18 protein-coding genes and 1 pseudogene are annotated in these 16,800 nt (G+C 59.0%); 9 read left to right on the forward strand and 10 right to left on the reverse strand.

Translation table 11 applies throughout. The annotated features are described in order from the left end of the window. Nucleotides 1-77 precede the first annotated feature (77 nt). Nucleotides 78-1,043: a YafY family protein gene (locus E0504_RS01300; protein WP_207912064.1), complete on the reverse strand. Its 966-nt coding sequence runs from the start codon at nt 1,041-1,043 to the stop codon at nt 78-80. A 333-nt stretch (nt 1,044-1,376) separates the two neighbouring features. Between E0504_RS01300 and E0504_RS01305 the strand changes: the two genes are divergently transcribed. The 3 genes from E0504_RS01305 to E0504_RS01315 all read left to right on the forward strand — a co-directional run bounded on the left by E0504_RS01305 (nt 1,377) and on the right by E0504_RS01315 (nt 4,838). Then, a complete protein-coding gene (locus tag E0504_RS01305; RefSeq protein WP_131621147.1) occupies nt 1,377-1,919 on the forward strand; it encodes a GNAT family N-acetyltransferase in 543 nt (180 codons plus the stop codon). A gap of 183 nt (nt 1,920-2,102) precedes the next feature. After that, on the forward strand, nt 2,103-4,067 hold the full coding sequence (locus E0504_RS01310) for an ATP-binding protein (RefSeq protein WP_165938367.1): 1,965 nt from the start codon (nt 2,103-2,105) through the stop codon (nt 4,065-4,067). Between the two features lie 117 nt (nt 4,068-4,184). Continuing rightward, on the forward strand, nt 4,185-4,838 hold the full coding sequence (locus E0504_RS01315; RefSeq protein ID WP_131621150.1) for a hypothetical protein: 654 nt from the start codon (nt 4,185-4,187) through the stop codon (nt 4,836-4,838). A gap of 279 nt (nt 4,839-5,117) precedes the next feature. Here the strand turns inward: E0504_RS01315 and E0504_RS51130 are convergent, their stop codons facing one another. Both E0504_RS51130 and E0504_RS53970 read right to left on the reverse strand, forming a co-directional pair. After that, complete coding sequence (locus E0504_RS51130) at nt 5,118-6,038, reverse strand: ADP-ribosylglycohydrolase family protein (RefSeq protein WP_373693851.1); 921 nt, start codon at nt 6,036-6,038, stop codon at nt 5,118-5,120. Next, nucleotides 5,944-6,210: pseudogene (locus tag E0504_RS53970) on the reverse strand (hypothetical protein); the annotation flags it as partial. The gene E0504_RS51130 and the pseudogene E0504_RS53970, both read right to left, overlap by 95 nt. Between E0504_RS53970 and E0504_RS51135 the strand changes: the two are divergent. Beyond that, nucleotides 6,161-6,475 (forward strand): hypothetical protein, encoded by a 315-nt coding sequence (locus E0504_RS51135; RefSeq protein WP_207912066.1) that lies wholly within the window; start codon nt 6,161-6,163, stop codon nt 6,473-6,475. The pseudogene E0504_RS53970 and the gene E0504_RS51135 overlap by 50 nt on opposite strands. A 77-nt stretch (nt 6,476-6,552) precedes the next feature. Here the strand turns inward: E0504_RS51135 and E0504_RS01330 are convergent, their stop codons facing one another. From E0504_RS01330 to E0504_RS01345, 4 genes are all read right to left on the reverse strand, one after another. Then, a complete protein-coding gene (locus tag E0504_RS01330; protein ID WP_131621154.1) occupies nt 6,553-7,059 on the reverse strand; it encodes a hypothetical protein in 507 nt (168 codons plus the stop codon). A 75-nt stretch (nt 7,060-7,134) separates the two neighbouring features. Continuing rightward, nucleotides 7,135-8,457 (reverse strand): VWA domain-containing protein, encoded by a 1,323-nt coding sequence (locus E0504_RS01335; protein ID WP_131621156.1) that lies wholly within the window; start codon nt 8,455-8,457, stop codon nt 7,135-7,137. Then, nucleotides 8,450-9,109 carry a helix-turn-helix domain-containing protein gene (locus E0504_RS53975; protein WP_131621158.1) on the reverse strand — a complete coding sequence of 220 codons (660 nt, stop codon included), beginning with the start codon at nt 9,107-9,109 and terminating at the stop codon, nt 8,450-8,452. Before E0504_RS53975 ends, E0504_RS01335 begins: the two co-directional genes overlap by 8 nt. A gap of 319 nt (nt 9,110-9,428) precedes the next feature. Beyond that, nucleotides 9,429-9,734 carry a hypothetical protein gene (locus E0504_RS01345; RefSeq protein ID WP_131621160.1) on the reverse strand — a complete coding sequence of 102 codons (306 nt, stop codon included), beginning with the start codon at nt 9,732-9,734 and terminating at the stop codon, nt 9,429-9,431. Nucleotides 9,735-9,793: 59 nt separating this feature from the next. On the opposite strand from E0504_RS01345, the gene E0504_RS01350 reads away from it, so the two are divergent. After that, on the forward strand, nt 9,794-10,360 hold the full coding sequence (locus tag E0504_RS01350) for an HD domain-containing protein (RefSeq protein WP_131621162.1): 567 nt from the start codon (nt 9,794-9,796) through the stop codon (nt 10,358-10,360). A 149-nt stretch (nt 10,361-10,509) separates the two neighbouring features. On the opposite strand, the gene E0504_RS01355 is transcribed toward E0504_RS01350, so the two are convergent. Continuing rightward, on the reverse strand, nt 10,510-10,851 hold the full coding sequence (locus E0504_RS01355) for a hypothetical protein (protein WP_131621163.1): 342 nt from the start codon (nt 10,849-10,851) through the stop codon (nt 10,510-10,512). A gap of 272 nt (nt 10,852-11,123) precedes the next feature. On the opposite strand from E0504_RS01355, the gene E0504_RS01360 reads away from it, so the two are divergent. Together E0504_RS01360 and E0504_RS01365 are read left to right on the forward strand one after the other, a co-directional pair. Further along, on the forward strand, nt 11,124-12,932 hold the full coding sequence (locus tag E0504_RS01360; RefSeq protein ID WP_131621165.1) for an ankyrin repeat domain-containing protein: 1,809 nt from the start codon (nt 11,124-11,126) through the stop codon (nt 12,930-12,932). 405 nt (nt 12,933-13,337) lie between these two features. Further along, the gene (locus E0504_RS01365; protein WP_131621167.1) at nt 13,338-13,991 is read left to right on the forward strand and encodes a hypothetical protein; all 654 of its coding nucleotides are present in this window, start codon (nt 13,338-13,340) and stop codon (nt 13,989-13,991) included. 400 nt (nt 13,992-14,391) lie between these two features. On the opposite strand, the gene E0504_RS01370 is transcribed toward E0504_RS01365, so the two are convergent. Further along, entirely contained in the window at nt 14,392-14,595 is a 204-nt protein-coding gene (locus E0504_RS01370; RefSeq protein ID WP_131621169.1) for a helix-turn-helix domain-containing protein, read from the reverse strand. Nucleotides 14,596-14,837: 242 nt separating this feature from the next. Between E0504_RS01370 and E0504_RS01375 the strand changes: the two genes are divergently transcribed. Continuing rightward, complete coding sequence (locus E0504_RS01375) at nt 14,838-15,677, forward strand: restriction endonuclease (protein WP_165938369.1); 840 nt, start codon at nt 14,838-14,840, stop codon at nt 15,675-15,677. Nucleotides 15,678-15,703: 26 nt separating this feature from the next. Here the strand turns inward: E0504_RS01375 and E0504_RS01380 are convergent, their stop codons facing one another. Further along, nucleotides 15,704-15,910 (reverse strand): hypothetical protein, encoded by a 207-nt coding sequence (locus E0504_RS01380; RefSeq protein ID WP_131621173.1) that lies wholly within the window; start codon nt 15,908-15,910, stop codon nt 15,704-15,706. Between the two features lie 298 nt (nt 15,911-16,208). Between E0504_RS01380 and E0504_RS01385 the strand changes: the two genes are divergently transcribed. After that, nucleotides 16,209-16,628 (forward strand): DUF6508 domain-containing protein, encoded by a 420-nt coding sequence (locus tag E0504_RS01385; protein WP_131621175.1) that lies wholly within the window; start codon nt 16,209-16,211, stop codon nt 16,626-16,628. Nucleotides 16,629-16,800: the final 172 nt, after the last annotated feature.

The raw sequence follows: 16,800 nt of genomic DNA on the forward strand, positions 1-16,800 counted from the left end.
TATCTTCGGAAATACATTCTCGACCCTAGATCATAACTTTGACTGAAAATTTGGTTCGTTGACGCGTGCCGAGGCGGTCATTTCAGATTTTGGGTCGAGGCCTCGAACCGTTGTTGCATCACCTGTTGCAACTCCTCAGGACCAACGATGGCGATCCCACCTCCCCAGGAAAAAACCTGATCTGCGATCTGCCACAGGCCCCCCGACTGGAATTTGACAACGAGACAATCGCCGTCCGCCTCGATCACCTGCCGAGGATGAAAGCGCCACTGGCGAGCGAGCTCCACCGAGTCTGGGAAAACCCGAAGAACTATCGGGTACTCGTCCTCCCGCCAGATGCTGGCGCTGCGCTCCATCCACGCGTCGAGGCTCCAATCATTGGGGGGCGCTCCGGCTAGATCGGACACGCGCGCATTCTGCATTCGATCCAGGCGGAAAGGGACTGGATCGGCATAGTCCGGAAGATGCCCGACAAGGTAACTCACAGGGCCATGGATCAGTCCATAAGCTGCGACACGACGCCACTTGGGCCGATCCGAACCGTCCGATTGGTAGTCAAACTCGAGGCATTGCCCCATTACTATTGCCTGCTGGGCCGTCGCCAGGACGTCCGGATCGGTCTGAACCATCGGCCCGGGCGTGAAGAGGCTCCGCTGCAAATTGACCAGGGGGTCCAGGTCGGGCTCGATCCGGCTCTTCTCCTGGCCGTCGAATGCGCTTTTGATTTTCTCAAGTAGGCTCTCGAGAAGCCGGGCTTGCGGCGCACCTTCCCGTTTGCGGACATCGATCTCGGTCTGGAGGGCTGCAATCTCAGGTGCATTCGGGCGCGTATAGAACCGGCGAAGCGAGCCCCTTATGCGGAAGCGCTTGCGGCGCTCTTCGGTCCGTTCATCGAGTTCGAAGTGTCGTGCGATAATATCGCGCATGCGCTCGGCCGTACGCCGATTGACCCCAAGGCTCTCCGCCATCTCATCAAGTGTGAGGCCTTCGTTCGAATCGGCGAGGCAGTGAACCAGCGTCAGGATCCGGTCGAGCTTGGCCATCCTCTCCGTCATGGAGCACCCTCGCCTCTCGGAGTCGTTTCAGAGCGAGTTGCGACCGGATCTGTCATTGGAAACCTATAGCCGCTCGGTTTCTCCAGTCACGGCGAAACAGCGATCTCATGAGCGACACCCTCTGGCACAAGCACCGCGGTTCTGACTGCCCGGTGGAGGCAAAGACCGAGATTATAGTCCGCTTCCGAAACGGGCGCGAGGCTGGCCCAACTCCCGCCTTCCACTGGCGTTGGAGCCCATGGCCTGACGGCAAGTCCGAGTGGGATGTAGTGGAGTGGTGCCTGTCACCCAGCGAACCGATAAATTGAAGGAATAGCGAACATGCCGATCGTAGCCGAGACCGAACGTTTGATCCTGAGAACATGGGAGGCGCGACATGAGCAGCCCTATCAACAGTTCTGCAACACTGGCGAGGTCATGAACTACCTCGGGGGGGTTCAGGATCCATGGGAAGTGAGCGAGGACATCCGGTGGTTTGAGCGTTGCTACGAAGAGTTTGGCTACACGCTGTGGGTCTTGGAGGAGCGTGCAACACAGCGTTTTCTCGGATTCTGCGGCCTTGATCACCTCCGCTACGAGGTTCCGGACCATCTAGTCGGCGAAGTTGAAATTGGCTGGCGTCTGCGCCACGACGCGTGGGGGCGGGGGTTCGCGACAGAAGCCGCTCAAGCAGTCCTCGACATGGCATTTTTCGTCCGGGGTTTGCTGCGCGTAATCTCACGTGCTGACGAGCAAAACAGCGCCAGCGTTTCGATCATGGAAAAGCTCGACATGACACCTTCGGTAGATCCGAAACCGGCGAAAGGCGAAAAGCTCTATGCAGTCGACCGACAGGCATGGCTGAAGCGCCGAGGGGTGACCTAAAGGCGGACGGCCATCGCCAGACTTTTTGCTCGGGACCGCCGGCCTGAGGAACTGTAGTGTGTCGTCGCAAACGATTTTCGGGCGACCGATCCTGTCGTAGATTACCGTTATCTCCGTCGAATGAACCAGCACACTCGCCGGCGTCCTAGAGCGCGCCACCACCGATCTTCCGACAGCACCTTCGTGACCCCCATCGAGGCCGCGCTCTTTGTGTCAGCCTGGTGCGATGCCGTGGAGCGCATGTCACCGCACCAGCTGCGCGATCGTGGCAAGCAGATGCTTGAAGTGTTCGACGAACATATCGCCAGGCCGGACCACCAGATTGAAGATGAGGAGGAACTCGAGCGACCGATTGCTGCTCGCTATTCTTCTTTGCTCGGGGATTTAGCGTTCGTGTATCGTCCCCACCGGAGACCGAGGGCCGCCCCCCTCGATCGCCGGGTTGAGTGGCTGGCCCAGACGCTTGGACTCGACGAGATAGAACGCGCGCTCCTTGCCATCTTGGCACGCGTAGCGGTGCACGATGAATGGGCGGAGCTTCTGACCGCGCTACCCGGCACAGGGCGTAAGCCGAGCAGCGGGCGCATCTCTTTCCTGACTGGACTGCGAGCTAGCAGGATCGAAGAACGGCTCGCGCCGGGCTCGCGGCTATCAAACACCGGCCTCGTCGACAACGATGGTGACGGTGAAGTCTCTGCGAGCGATTTCCTTACGCGAATTGCTCGATCGCCGTCGGGTCCAGCGCGCCTCAGCCACCAGCTTATGCCTGCCGCGGCTCGTTCAAGCTTGGCTTGGGAAGATTTCGCCCACATCGGCCCGCAGCGGGAGATCGCCGAGAAGCTCGTCGGAAGTCAGTCAGGTGCGTCCATCCTGCTTTACGGCCCCCCAGGAACGGGGAAGACCGAGTTTGCCCGGCTGCTAGCGAGCCGCGCGAACATGCGGGCGGTGTTTGCGGGTTTGAGCGACGAAGCTGGGCAGGAGCCCAGTCGCCGTGGTCGCATCGCCCATTTCACAGTCTTGAGGGCGCTCACTCGCAACTGTCCCACCCGACTCCTCGTGATGGATGAGGCGGACGATATTCTTCAGCTAGGAGATCACGATAGTCGAGGTCGCAGGTCGAAGTTGTGGCTCAATCGGCTTGTCGAGGAAGGCGAGCGCCCGACCGTTTGGATCATCAACGAGCCCCGTCTGCTTGAGGAGTCGATCATCCGCCGCATGAGTATTGCCATTGAATTTCCGCGGCCACCTCTTCCTGTCCGCCACCGGATAATTGAACGACATGCGAAGAAAACGCGGCTTCGCTTGACCGAAGAGGATGTGGCCCGGTTAGCTTCCCTACCCGCGGCACCAGCCTTGCTCGCCAGCGCAGTCCAGGGCGCAAAGAAGATTGGCGGGGGCGGGGGAGAGGCATGGTTGATCGGCGAGGGGCTTGTTACGGTGACGAAAGGGCGCCCACCAGCGCCCTTCCGCCTGCCGTCCGCCTACGACCCCACGCTAGCCGTGGCTGACACCGATCTCGAGGCTCTCGCGCGGCAACTTTCAAAGGCTCCTGAGAGAGGGTGGAGCCTGCTGTTGTCAGGCCCCAGCGGAACAGGAAAGAGCGCTTATGCTCGCCACCTCGCGGAGCGCCTAGGCGTTGAAATTATAGATAAGCGTGGCTCCGATCTGCTCGGCATGTACGTCGGAGAAACGGAAGCCAACATCGCCCGGGCGTTTCGTAAGGCGTCCCAGGCCCGGGCGCTTCTTCTGATCGACGAGGCGGACGATTTTCTCACGAACCGGCGCGACGCGACCCGCGGCTGGGAGCGCAGCATGGTGAATGAGATGCTTCGCCAGATGGAGGCGCTGGAGTGCCCCTTCGTGGCGACTACCAACTTGGCTGACCAGCTCGATCCGGCCACGCAACGGCGCTTCACAATGCGAATTGAGTTTCGCGCTCTTGATCACGGGCGGGCTTCCGCGCTGTTCCGTAATTATTTCGGGACGGAGCTTCCTGCGGGCACCGGACTACATGACCAAACGCCCGGCGATTTCTCCGTGGTAGCGAAGCGTGCCGCAATCCTGGGGGAGCGGGATCCATCCATACTTGTTCGGTGGCTGCTTCTGGAAGCCGAGGCGCGAACCACTAATCGCTCGATCGGCTTCTAGTGAATGCCGCACTCCAAATGGACTGGAGAATGTTGTGTCTCACGACCGTGACCATTCCATGGACAATCCGTCGGTAGGATGTCAGGCCTCGCCTCCCTTCGCAAAAGGCGGAATCTCATGAACAAAATGGTCAAAGGCTTGGCAGGTATCCTCCTCTTGCTGCTTGCCATTTACGCGGTACTTCGAGCGGTAACAGAGTTTTTCCCCAGCCTCTTCGGAGTCGTCGAGGTGAAGGAAGAAGGGCGATCGGCAGACACCGACTTTCCCGTAGTCGTTCGCACCAAGGGAGGCATGCTCGAAGTGGCCTCCGTGACTGGGACGCGAAATTTTCCCAAGGCCTTCGATCCCGAAATTCTGGGCCAAAAATTTTCATACTGCCGCGAAAAAGCTAGCTGGACTGCTCCATACAAAATTACTTACCGGGTGCGTCTCGCCTCCAAGTGGCCGCTACGTTATCATGATGGTGCGCTCATCGCACATGTCCCGCAGTTAGAGCCGTCGTTGCCGGTGCCAATTGACTTTGAGCGACTCAGGAAGGGCGCCGAAGAGAGCTGCTGGTTCGTGCCTGATCAGGGGACGCGAGACGCGGCCCTACGTGCTATCGGGCCCGAGCTACGCGATTTAGCGAGTAGCCAGAAGACTAAAAACTTCGCGCGAGAATCTGCGCGCCGCACAATCAAAGAGTATTTACGGACATGGGTGATCAACCAGTCTGATTATCCTGACATCCAGCCCGACGCAGAAATCAAAGTGTTTTTTTCAGGAGAGTAATTCGCCCACCGGGTGCGCTAGTTTATCGATCGCCTCCATTGTTATTATGGACCTGGCTTCAAACGTAGGGTTATGTAACTCTATCGCCAGTTACTAACGCTGAAATCGGGTTATTGATCAAGGTGTGACGATGAGCCAGAACCTAGTTTTGACATTATGGGCTGCTGCCGTCGCACTCAAACCCCGCTGATTTTCAAGCGCGGGACAACGCAGCTGGCCAAAACGCCAGCTGCGATGCTTTGCCCTGCCCGTGTTTCCCACCCGGCTGCCAAATCACGTTCAGATGCGAAGCAGCTCTAACGCCTTCTTCTGGATCTCATCTCTCCAGGCTACTTTCTGAAGCCAATCGTCGGGTATTCCGCTCGCGCCGTAGAGCGCGCCCGCAAGTTGGCCAGCAATGGCAGCGGTCGTGTCCGCGTCTTCGCCCAGGTTAGCGGCAGTTAAGATCGCCGATCGAAAGTCAGCAGTCCGGCCGATACTCCAGAGGGCAGCTTCAAGCGAATGCGCCACATAGCCGCTTGATTTGACCTCTTCGCGGGGCTTGCCACGCCAGGATCCATCGAGGATCTTGCCGATGCGGTGTGCGTAATCGCCGTCACGTGGTTTAAGTACTTGCCCTCTCGGTGATCCTTCGATCGCTTCCGCAATGAGTTCGGCGTAAGCGACGCATGAACTGACAGCCTCTGGTGCGCCATGGGTTGTGCGGCTCTGATCAGCAGCCACTTGGCGCAGCTTCTGCCGGTCGCCGAAATAGCACAGAGCGACCGGAGCCAGCCGCATCAGGGAGCCGTTACCCGCGGTGTCTGGGTCTGTGCTGCCGGCCAAGGGATCGCCCGTGCGTTGCCAGCGGCTGAGCGCTGAACTCACGGTCATTCCGATGTCGAAGCAGGTGCCTGTGCAGGAGTAAGCGCCGTCCTTTCGCCACTGGACAAAGCGTTTCATCAAATCCGCTGGATCAAGGTCCCCGCAGTCGATCAGGCTCTGGGCAAGAGCGAGAGCCATCGCAGTGTCATCTGTCCACTCGCCCGGCTTCAAGCGAAAGGGCCCGCCGCCAATCATGTCCGTCAGCAGCGGATAGGAGTCTCTCTGCTTGAACTCGAGAGTAGTGCCGACCGCATCGCCGACCGCCAACCGCCTTGATTGCTTCTTCTCGTCCGGTGCCCAGCTCCACGAGCAGGCGAGCCGCAATTGTACCTGCACGCCCAAGTCCGCCCTTGCAGTGAACAAGGATGTTAAACCCGTTGCGAAGCCTTGCTCGAAGACCCTCTCCATGTATGTCCCAAGCCTGCTCGAACTCAGGACCTGGTACCGAGATGTCCCGGATGGGCAAGTGCAGCCAATCCATGTGTCGGCGCGAAGTCTCCTCGCCCATTGTTCACCTGCAGCGTTTCGACTTCGTGCTGCTCAATGAGGGTTACCACGGCTGTCGCGCCGAACTCGCGAATGGCCTGCAGATCGAGGCCCAAGTCGCGGTCCCATCCACCAGTCAGGCCAGAAGGCTGTTTTTTCCCTGGGCAGAAGGTAATGCCGACGTGGCCGAAGCCAGGCTGAGCCTGCACAGATGCAATCTGCAGTGGATGCGAATGGCTTGTGCGCATGGAGCAAGCTTTGCTGGTTGTCTGGCCGAAAGCCAGTAATTCTAAGCGCCCTCCACATATGCGCTCTCCAATCCGTCAGTTACCAAGGCGCTTGAAAGCCTCGATTGCCTCTGGCTTCAACGTGTATCGAATTGTCTGATCGTCGGTTCGCCGCTGCACAGTGAGAAAGCGGATAAAACCCCGCTTTTCCTCACGAACAAATAGGCTCCAACGGCCACAGGACGTTCATCCGCTGGGAGCAGACCGAGCCAAACCCCATATCCCAAGTCCCCCGGCGCCCAGCCCATGTGGGACGAGAGCTCTGCGCAAGTGCTGTCGGGATGCTCCAATAGCGAACCGATTAACTTTGCCTCGATTTCGCTTGGGGGGTCTAGCTTGAATGCAACAACAATCCGTTCGGCATCTGACTTGGCTTCAAGCGCAGAAATTTGCTTGCGCCGTCCCTCGCTATAGATCCGCTCTTGAGAAGCGTCGAAATCACCCAGGGCTGCGAGAAGTTTGTGAGCGTCATCAATCCACTTGGGATCGCCGCTCGCGAGCTTTTCAACCGCGTTCTTTCGCAGGGTATCGCGCTGTTGCGAAGTCATGCTGGAAAGTCTTGCCAGCGTTTGTTCAATGCTCATGCGTCTTCCTTTGGAGTAGCCATCAAGGACAAGCGAGCGCACGTCCGTGAGACGAGAGCATGACTGTGTTGCAGATTAGTCGCCGCGGTTCATTCGAGCGCTCCAAGAAGCCTTCCCGGTGCCTCGCCGGTCTACCCTGCTCTCCATGGCCAGCGAAGATTGAACGACTAATTCCTTTGCCATCCGGGGCGAGAATTCGCGGTCGACGTTTCGCGCCAGCATCGCCAGCTCGCGGATCATATCCTGCGCGCGCTCCATTCCCTCCACATAGCGGCGGAAATGGCGCAATTCTCCTTCAATATATTTCTTGGCATCCTTAAATGCTCGTTCCCGGTTCATGCGCGCCGCAGTGGAGACGACGTGCGCGCTCCACGTACGGGCAACGATCTCGGCGATCTCGGGGTCTCGCGGCTGGCCCTTGTTGGCTGACCCGTCTGAAGCGACGAGGGTGGCAGAAGCACCCGTGGTTTCCAGCCCTGATCCGTCATCCACTGAGCGCCCGGTTGCACTTAACTCAAATCTCAGTTCCTCAGCGGGCGGCGCCTTAGGACATTTCACTTCAAGGACTGCCACGCGCTCTATGCCGTTCTGAATCGGGCCCAAGGGAACCTGGACCCGGCCATTGTGAAGCTCCGCATCAAATTTGCCCAGTACACGGATGCCCACGCCTTCCGGCACGGTGAACGTGATCTGCGCGTCTTCGACAAGTGTGCCGAAGATATCTTCAAGCTCGCCTAGAAGGACTGAGCTAATCTCGCTGGTGTGCTCTGCATCGTGAAGGCGGCCGCCGCCACTCTCCGCGATTCCACGCAGCAACTGCTCGTCGTAATCATCTCCAATGCCGAGAGCTGACGTTAGAATCCCGCGCATCCTGAGTTCGCCGGCATGTTCACGAAGCTCTTCCCGATCGCATATTCCTTCGTTTGCGTGGCCGTCGCTCAGGATGATGACCCGCGGCGTCATCCGAGAGTCCTCTTCTAGGATCCGGGCAGCACACTCGACCCCTGCGAACCATCCACCAGAAAGGCAGGTCATGCCACGGGTCTCCAGCATTGAGATTTCCGAGCGGATCCGGGCAGCGTTTTCTTTGGTGACCGGCATTGCGTCGAGATGTACCTGCACATCTGACGAGAAAGAGACGAGGGTGAGTCGATCTTGTTCCCCCAGGCGTTCGGCCAGCCCGAGCGCTGCTTCCTTGGCTGCCTCCAGCTTTCCGCCGGTCATCGAACCGCTCGCATCAATCACAAGGCTGATGTTCAGCCCCGTCCGTTCAGCCAGGGGTTGGCTGTCCAGTCGGCGAGCCGTCAGTCTCGCAACCAGGAAGCGAACGGAGTCCCCACCTTTCCAGAAAAGCGTCCGGTCGAAGGTAGCGGCGGCGGCGAGTGTCACATCAGTCATTCCTGGGCCCTCCAGTCAAAATGGCGCGAAACTGATCCGCAAGTTGTTCAAACAGGATCCGCTCCCGGGGTTCGAGGTCTCCGCGAACCGAGAACTCGAGGTCGGGCGTGACCGAGATGCGTGTCCACAAGGCTCCCCTTGACCGTCTAGGAATTGGGGATTGGAGCAGTTGTTCGAGTTGCAGTATCAGCCGCTCTATGTTCGCCAGACCCCCGGAGCGTTCGCCACGTGGGCCGGATTGCGGCTTTAGTGGAACTGGTGCTGGTTGGTGGTCGAATGGCGAGCTTGCAGACGCGGCTGTCGATCGCCGGGCCGACTTAGGCGAGGTGCTTCGCCCTTGGATGCGGCTCAGGTAATCGCGCGCCGATCCGCGCGGCGCGGACGTGGGGCTCCTCTCTGAAGCCCATTCCAGCAACTGGTCCTCGGCCGCGACCATGAAGCGGCGTCCGATTTCAGACATTGAAAGCCCGTGAATGTCCTTGAGCGCCAGAACTGCCAGCGCGCGATTGATGTTGCTGGCTGGATATCGCGCCCCCCGCCCGGACTTGAGCGGCGGCGAGAGTAACCCGTCGCTCACCCAGGAGCGTAACGTGCGAGGCTCAACGCCAGTGCGTTTGCCCAGCTCTTCGAGCGTGAGTTCATCTCCAGACATATTGGCAGCGTGTCAAAAAGAATGCGACATGTCAAGATGTCAAGTAGCACGCTCGGCAAGCGTCGAGGGCGGCTTGGCCTCGCTAAAGGTCTTTCGAAGACCGAACCGCACCAGTCGAAATTCCGAAGCTGACCGTTAGCTCATAAGCTTCGCGCCGAAGGCACCACGCAAATCGGGGTCATGGATTAAGGCCGGCGGAGATCCCAGCCAATCGACGAAACCCTTGATAGAGCGAACGAGGCGCAAGGTGCCGAAAAACCACCAACGCGATATGAGAAATTTGTGCCTCGCGTTCGATCACCGGTCCGGGCACCAGCCATTACTTCACAAACCTGTGGGCGTTCTCCTCGGCGTAATCCCATGCCGAGAACCGCACGTCCGAACCTCTTATCCACGGATCGTCGCCGTAGAACTGATAGCCTCTGAGTATCTGGTCCGCCGTGTCGCCCGGCTCTGCGCACTCCGCCAGGCACGCGTCGACAATGCTGCGGCATTTCTGCAAAGCTTCGTCCGCCGTGGCGAAGCCGGTGATGACTCGCCTATAGTCGGGGTCCTGGTAATGGGAGTTATCGTCGACCACTACCGTGTAGCCTTCCGAGGGTGCCTCATTTGGATCGCTGCCCATTCTAGGCCCTTCCTGTCGCTGCCCCGGAGGCGGGCCGGGACATTCTATCAGGAGATCGTGTGACAGACCTCACCGAACGCTTCCAGCAGGCTCTCGTGTTCGCCGTCGAATTGCATCGGGACCAACGCCGCAAGGGCACCGAGATACCCTACGTATCGCACCTACTTGGTGTGGCATCCATCGCCCTCGAGATCGGCGCAGATGAAGACCAGGCGATTGCCGCGCTGCTTCACGACGCTGTCGAAGATCAGGGCGGTGCTAAGTGCCTGGAAGAAATCCGAGACCGATACGGTGACCGGGTAGCGGACATTGTGTCTGACTGCACCGACGCGGACACCGATCCCAAGCCACCGTGGCGAGCCCGCAAGAATGCTTACATCGCAAGCCTAGCGCACAAGCACCCGGATTCACTGCTGGTCAGCTTGGCGGACAAGACGCACAACGCCCGCGCGATTCTGGACGATTTGGTGGTTCACGGCCCCTCACTCTGGGACCGCTTCACCGGAGGCCGCGAGGGCTCGCTCTGGTATTATGATGAGCTCGCAAAGGCGTTTCGAATCCATCTGCCTGGGGCAGCGGCCGAGCGGCTGGTGTTTGTGGTCGGAGAGATGCACCGCGCGGCCTAGCTACGAGTCTTAACAGTTGGGGCCAAGTGGCCGGGTTCCGGTGGAGGTCGGATGGGCCCGCGAACGTCGCGCCAACGCAACACGGAGATGCTGTCCGCCTTAAGAGTTGGAATGAAGCGCCTCCATCTCATTCAGATAATCTTTTAAGATCAGGGCAAGGGGAGCTTGGGGATAAGCCAATCCACCAGCTTCTCGGCATCCTGCTCACTCGTCAATGTGATGAGTGTTTCGCGGCCATTGTTTTGTCGCACTGCCTCCAGCCCATGCTGGCCGATGGCCGATTGTCGAAGGGTTGTGCGGGCGTCAAGAGCCTCGCGTCGAAGGTAGAACAGCAGGTGGTTCTTATGTCGATGCCATGCGAAGAGATACCGGTTTTGCCGGTCGCGGACCTCGGTATGGTCGATCACGCTGGCGTTGGTGCCGAGGTTGTAATTGATCCGACGAAATGCTTCCTTCAGCCGGGCGTCGGCTCGTTCGATTCCCTCGTTCATGCCCCGATTCTCCCTGCGTTTCGGCAACCAGTTACAACTGACCGTTCCCAGTCAATGCAATCGAACGTTTAACGCAAGCGCATGGCTAACAAAGGAAGGTGAGCTGATTGAACGATAGGGTAAAAAACGCTTGAGCTCGAAAGATGAGGGACCTCCGATATGGGTGATCGTCTTTCGCCCGTTCCATGGACCCACCCCTGGCACGCTGCGGAGAGGATACATTGGAGCTCTTCCCAGTTAACTAGAAACGACCTCGAGCACGGAGGACCAGAATGTTCAGGTGGCTGTTTGGGCGAAAAGAACCTCAAAGCGCGCATGCGGATGAGCAAAGCCGTGTCGATCGCTACACCACCGCCATTGATCAAGCTATAAGGTCTGCAGCCCCTCTTGACGCCGAGAAGGTGCGGGAGTTGGCGGATGAATTTGGAGAGGGGTTTTCTGCAAAGAGCGTGACAGCACGAGCAGTGCAGTTGAGTGTTCCATACACTCGCAAAGGCGCCGGGGCTCGAATGGACGAGCCGGTGCCGGACCGAAAGCAGTCGTCGGGATCAACACGCTCCCGAACCTCCTCAAACAAGGTCGCATTAGCCGAAGCTCCGGCTCGGCAACCCCGGGGTAGACAGTCGACCGTTTACCTTGGGGTGTACTGCACCGAGCTGCGGTATGATGAGGAAGATCATGCCGCCTCGCTTCCCTCCGATTTCGCAAAAGCGAGGAGAGAGTGGGAGCAGTCCCGAAACGACCCAGAGAGTCCTCACTACGCCGCTGCATGTAACCTCCTCTCTAATTGGTTCGTAAGCGAGTTTTCTGAGGTCGACAGGATGATGTCATTCTCGCTCGAAGTGAGCCCGGAAGGTCGGTCCCAAAGGGGGAAGGATAAATATCTATCGCCCAGCGAGAGCTTCCATTCTGCCTTCGCGAACTCACCGCGTCTGACTGGAACGGAGGTGGTTGCCCTTGATTTCCGCGAGACACCTTTGGCAGGAGCCTATCGCCCTGGAGAACCTCTTGTACGCTCTCCCGACGTAGCGGTGCTGGCCATTTACGAGGCGAAACTCAATCCGCAGTTTGGCTCGGCCGATAAATTGCCCGGCTGGCTTCGATTGAATGCTGAGCTCGTCAAAGAGTGTTTTTCCATTGGCTTAAAGCCCGAGTTGCTCGAGCGGACGGAAATCGATGAAGACGGGGACGAGATCACCTTTTCCGGCTCATCGTGGGAAGGCGGAGAGATCCTGTTCGCTGCGTCGGCGGAGTCAAAAAAGCAGGCTAGAGAGATCCTCGCTGGGCGAGTCAGACGAGAACGGGCAGGGCTTTTCGGAATGGAAGAGGAGCAGTCAGCCGTTGAGATGTTGCTCAACTTGGGCGACGTAGATGGCCTCCGGCGGGAGCTAGATGGCGGCTTAGACGCAAATACGCGGCTCCAAGACGACCCCCTTCTCAAGACGGCCCTCATCGCGCTCTTCGCTGCTGAAGGCAAGTTCTCCGATCAAGATGAAGGAAAGGAGATAAGGTCCCAACATGCGTCATTAGAGGCCTACAGAAACGCGCTGAGGCGGAATATACTGGCGCTTCTGGAGGCCGGGGCGGACGTAAACCAGCCTGCGGGCGAGCCATCCATAATCACGATCGCGGAAGTGCTTGATGATCCGGAAATCACTCCTGCGATTCGAACACGCAGTGACGGCGGTGGAAATGGACTGGCGCTCGCTATGGCCGCTGAGTCTGGCGACGTTGAGCGCGTCAGGGAGTTGCTTGATCAGGGCACAGACGTCGACGCATCCTTCGTCAAAGGGATCACACCTCTGATAATCGCCGCGCAGGGGCCAGGAGGGGAAGGCGAGGGAGCGTTGGCCGGTGCACAACGTACAGTGCAGGAGGCTATCGTGAAGCTCTTACTGGAGCGCGGCGCTAACGTGAATGCTGTGGCACATGACGGAAACACTGCATTGGGCAATGCCGTGCGGAGGGGAAATACCACGATAGCCAAAATTTTGCTCGACGCGGGCGCGACGACCAAAAACGCACTGCCTGGCGGCGAAAGCATTACTGAGCTCGCGCGTCGTAATCGGGAGGGGCACTAGAGCTGGCTCGAATGAGCGCCTGTATCGCGGACGGTAGGAGCAGAAGATGCAATTTCCAGGTTTCTGGGTTGATGGGAGAGGCTCGGAGGTGAGTGTCCGATCCTACGCTTTCGATGAAACAGAGCTTTCTTCGCACAGCAACTGGACGCAAGCTTATCAAAACGAGGATCCCAATGAACCTGCCGGGTTCCTGGATCCTGCCCAAACTCTTCAAGAAGTAGCGCAACGGGTACTCGCGTCAGACGACGGCGCGCAGTCTGTCGAAATGGCGCAAGCCCGGCTCGCTTCAGGGGATCCTCTACACATTGGCACAACGCAGGAGTTAGCGATGCTAATCCTGGCCACTCTCCGTACCTCAACTGGCAGCAACGGACAGGATCGATAGACACTTTGCGCCGAGACCAGTTGCTTATTGAGGAGCAGGCGGATCTGGTGATGCGATGCGCTTATCTGGTAGCGGTCGGCGACGCTCACTTGGCAGAAGAAGAAAAGTCTCACCTGTCACTAGTGCGGGGTGAAATACGTCGAATGCTGCACGCCCGAAGTGCCATTGAGGCATTCGAGAACGGCGTCCCTCTGGAAGCGGCAAGCGAGATGTTTGATCCTGCAACTCCCGTCGAGTTATCCATCGAAGGACTGTTAGGATTGCCCCCAGTACTATTGCAGCTACATAAAGCGAGACAGGGCGTCTCCACTCAACACGAGTTGCGAAGCCTCGAAGAGAACCAGGCGCGTGACATCACGGACCCCTTCTTGCAAAAGACCGCATATTATTTCTGCACCCAAGTCGCGTCAGCGGATGGCGTGTTTGAAGCTAGGGAACAACAAACCTTAGCGATTCTCAGCGATGTTTGGGGTCTCTCCCATGAGGAGGCAGTAAAGTGGTATAACGAGGTAGCTTTTCCCGTGCTGACGGGCGAGGCCGCCATGAGTATCCCTGATTCAGCGCGCGGACATCCGCGCGATCAGGTGGATGATCGCGCGGAGGAGGAAACAGCTGCTGAACTACGGAGATTGTTGGGAATAGATGACCCCGGCACTGACTCGGACGGAAATTGATGATCCGCTTGAGTGCTTTGTGTTGGGCACTCGATGCGCGCGTCCCAATTTGAACATCGGTAGCGCCGGCAAACTAAAGCCTAGTACCAACGCCCCCGGTCTTGCTGTCTTGCTATCCACGTAGAGCTCATGGGCGACACCATTCTAGGGCGAGCGTCCTTCATACTGAATTTAACCGAAATAGCGCGAGAACGCGACTTGCGTTCACCAAGCGGTGGCAAGGGCTCAAGGTTCACTTTGTCGAGGCGCTTTGAACAAAATCATCAAGAACTTTCCGTTTACAATCCCACTCGGCCAATTAGCTGCTCAGTGCACAGGGGCTGCGTGTCCCTTCAGGTCTTAATGGTGTTCAACTGAATGAGATTGAGCGCGAAGCTTGCATGCGCAGAGGTATTCCGAGCTAAGTAAGCAGCGCTTCAATCGGCACCCCAAGGGCATCAGCAAGCTTCTGCACGACGACTACCGTCGGGTTGCGCACGCCCCGCTCAATCCCGCTAATGTAGGTCCGATCGAACCCGTGCTCGAGCGCGAACTTCTCCTGACCCAGCCCTTTCTCAAGCCGAAGCCGACGCAAGTTCATGCCCAGGCGCTTACGTACATCCATCGTCCCCGAGGTGGACCGCGCGATACTATACGGGCCACGGACGATGAGTCACAAACCGCTGGACTTGGGTTGGCGCGGAAGCAACACGTCTGGCGATGCCGAACGATAGCGAACCAGGTCGAAGTGCGGGCACTGATACGGGCTTTGAGCCTGTCTCACCCCACGCTGTGCGCTACATAAAGCTCGGCCCAGGCGGGGCGTGGGAAAGCGATTGCCTAGACAGCGGCACGATCCGTTGGGGAATGGGCTCGAACCCATACGAACTCGCTGCGGCCGGTGACTGGGATGCAGTGAAGCAGGCTTACCGTGGTCAAGGTGTCTCGCCGGCTACTGCGACCGGCTTCACCCGCGAGATACGCGAGTTTTATACTCTCGGTCCGAATTGCCTCTGGATCACTTTCGCCCGCGATCACCTCTGGTGGGCCTTCAGCGAGCCGAGTGTGACCGTGGTCACTGGGGAGGCAGGAACCGAGCCTCGGGCCATACGCCCCGTGCTCGGCCGCTGGCGCAAGGACGATATCCGTGGCCTCCCTTTGCGAAACCATGACCTGAGCAGCAGGCTCACCCAGCTCGCCGCCTACCGCGGTACGATCTGTAATGTTTCTGCGACGGATTATCTGGTTCGGCGGATCAACGGGCAGGAAGAACCGATAGTCGCTGCTGCCCGCATCGCCCGGGACGGCCTGAGCAAAGCGGTCGAAGCGTTGATCCGCCATCTGCACTGGGCGGACTTCGAGCTGTTCGTCGATCTCTTGTTTGCCCGCGCGGGATGGCGCCGGGTGTCGGCGCTGGGAGGGCGGATGAAGGACCTCGACCTGGTGATCGAGCAGCCCCTGACGGGCGAGCGCGCCAGCGTCCAGGTCAAGTCGACGGCCGATCAGCGCGTGCTCGACGCTTGCGTTTCGACCTTTGCGAACAGCGCCTCGGCGAACCATTTCTTTTTTGTCTGCCACAGCTCGCCCGGTCCGCTGGTTGCGCCCGCTCTGGCCAATGGGACCGTCCACATCTGGAACGTTGAGGAGCTGGCCGTCCAGGCTGTCGACCAAGGGCTGACTGGCTGGCTGATGGAAAAGGCCGGCTAAGGAGTGCGAACGTCTTTGTTGCCGTTCTACCGATCGCCACGAGCCAACACCGAGGCGGCAGCCCCCAGAGCGCCAATATCGGCGCCCAGGCTTTCCAGGAGGCTCGCCAGGGCGGCTGCCGAAGCGGCATCGGCCGGCCGCATGACCAGGGCGTCGTGCGCATCCTCGATCAGCATCGCCGCGGCAGTGCTGAGCAAGCCAATCGCATCGCGCGCCAGCCTCTCGTCGATCATCGCCCTGCCTTTCTTGGCCGGCACCAAGCGGGCTCTCGGGCAAGAAGTCCACATGCAGCTTTCAACGATGCGCAGCAGCTCGTGACCGCGGCTTTTGACGGACCGTCTCTTTGACTGGCTATCGCGCCCGAACCGAGCATGGTGGGTCGAGGCGGAGATCAGACCAATGAGGATGCCCTACAGTAGCGACACCACCACCCCGCAGTGGTTCGTACAGCGTGCATCATCGGACTCGCCGAAGGGCTAGCGGGTGTGCAGTCCGAGAGGTCACAGAGCACTCGCGCGATGGGGAGGCGGAATGGTCGAAATTGACGCAAGCGATCTGCTTCCGCACGCCATCCTAGAGCTCGAGGCGTTCGCTCGCGGTGATTTGCCCATTTCTCATTACGTGAAGGACGTCCCGTCTGTCCGCTTGGCGGACAAGAGCTGGCAGGTCGGCTACCCAAACTACCAGGCGGGCATGGATCGCCTCTGGGTCGCGCTAAACCACGCCGGGCTGTCGACCGTGACACGGACTGCCTACGAAGCGTGGACTGCGCGAGACAAAGATTCCCCCACTCTTCAAGAGGTCGGCGACCTGAGCCGAGAGGAGTTGCTATTCGGCCTCTTTTCGATCAAACGCGCGGAGCGATTTAGTGAAGGCTACTGGACCGTCGTGCTCGAGCGCGGCCTGTTCCTCGCCTATGCCCAGCGGCTTGCAAAGATCAACGACAGGTAATTGGCGCGGTCGCGAATGTCCGCACTGGGCGGGAAGGGGACATTCCTAAGCGAGCAATAGAACGACTATTAACGACGGGCGCTCGAGAGCGAGCGTCAGTTGCCCAGACCAAGCCGGCGCCGCTGAGCAATCCCGCCACATTCACGCCCTCGAACTGCGCCAACGCTCCCTG

Source organism: Parafrankia sp. BMG5.11, assembly GCF_004337455.1.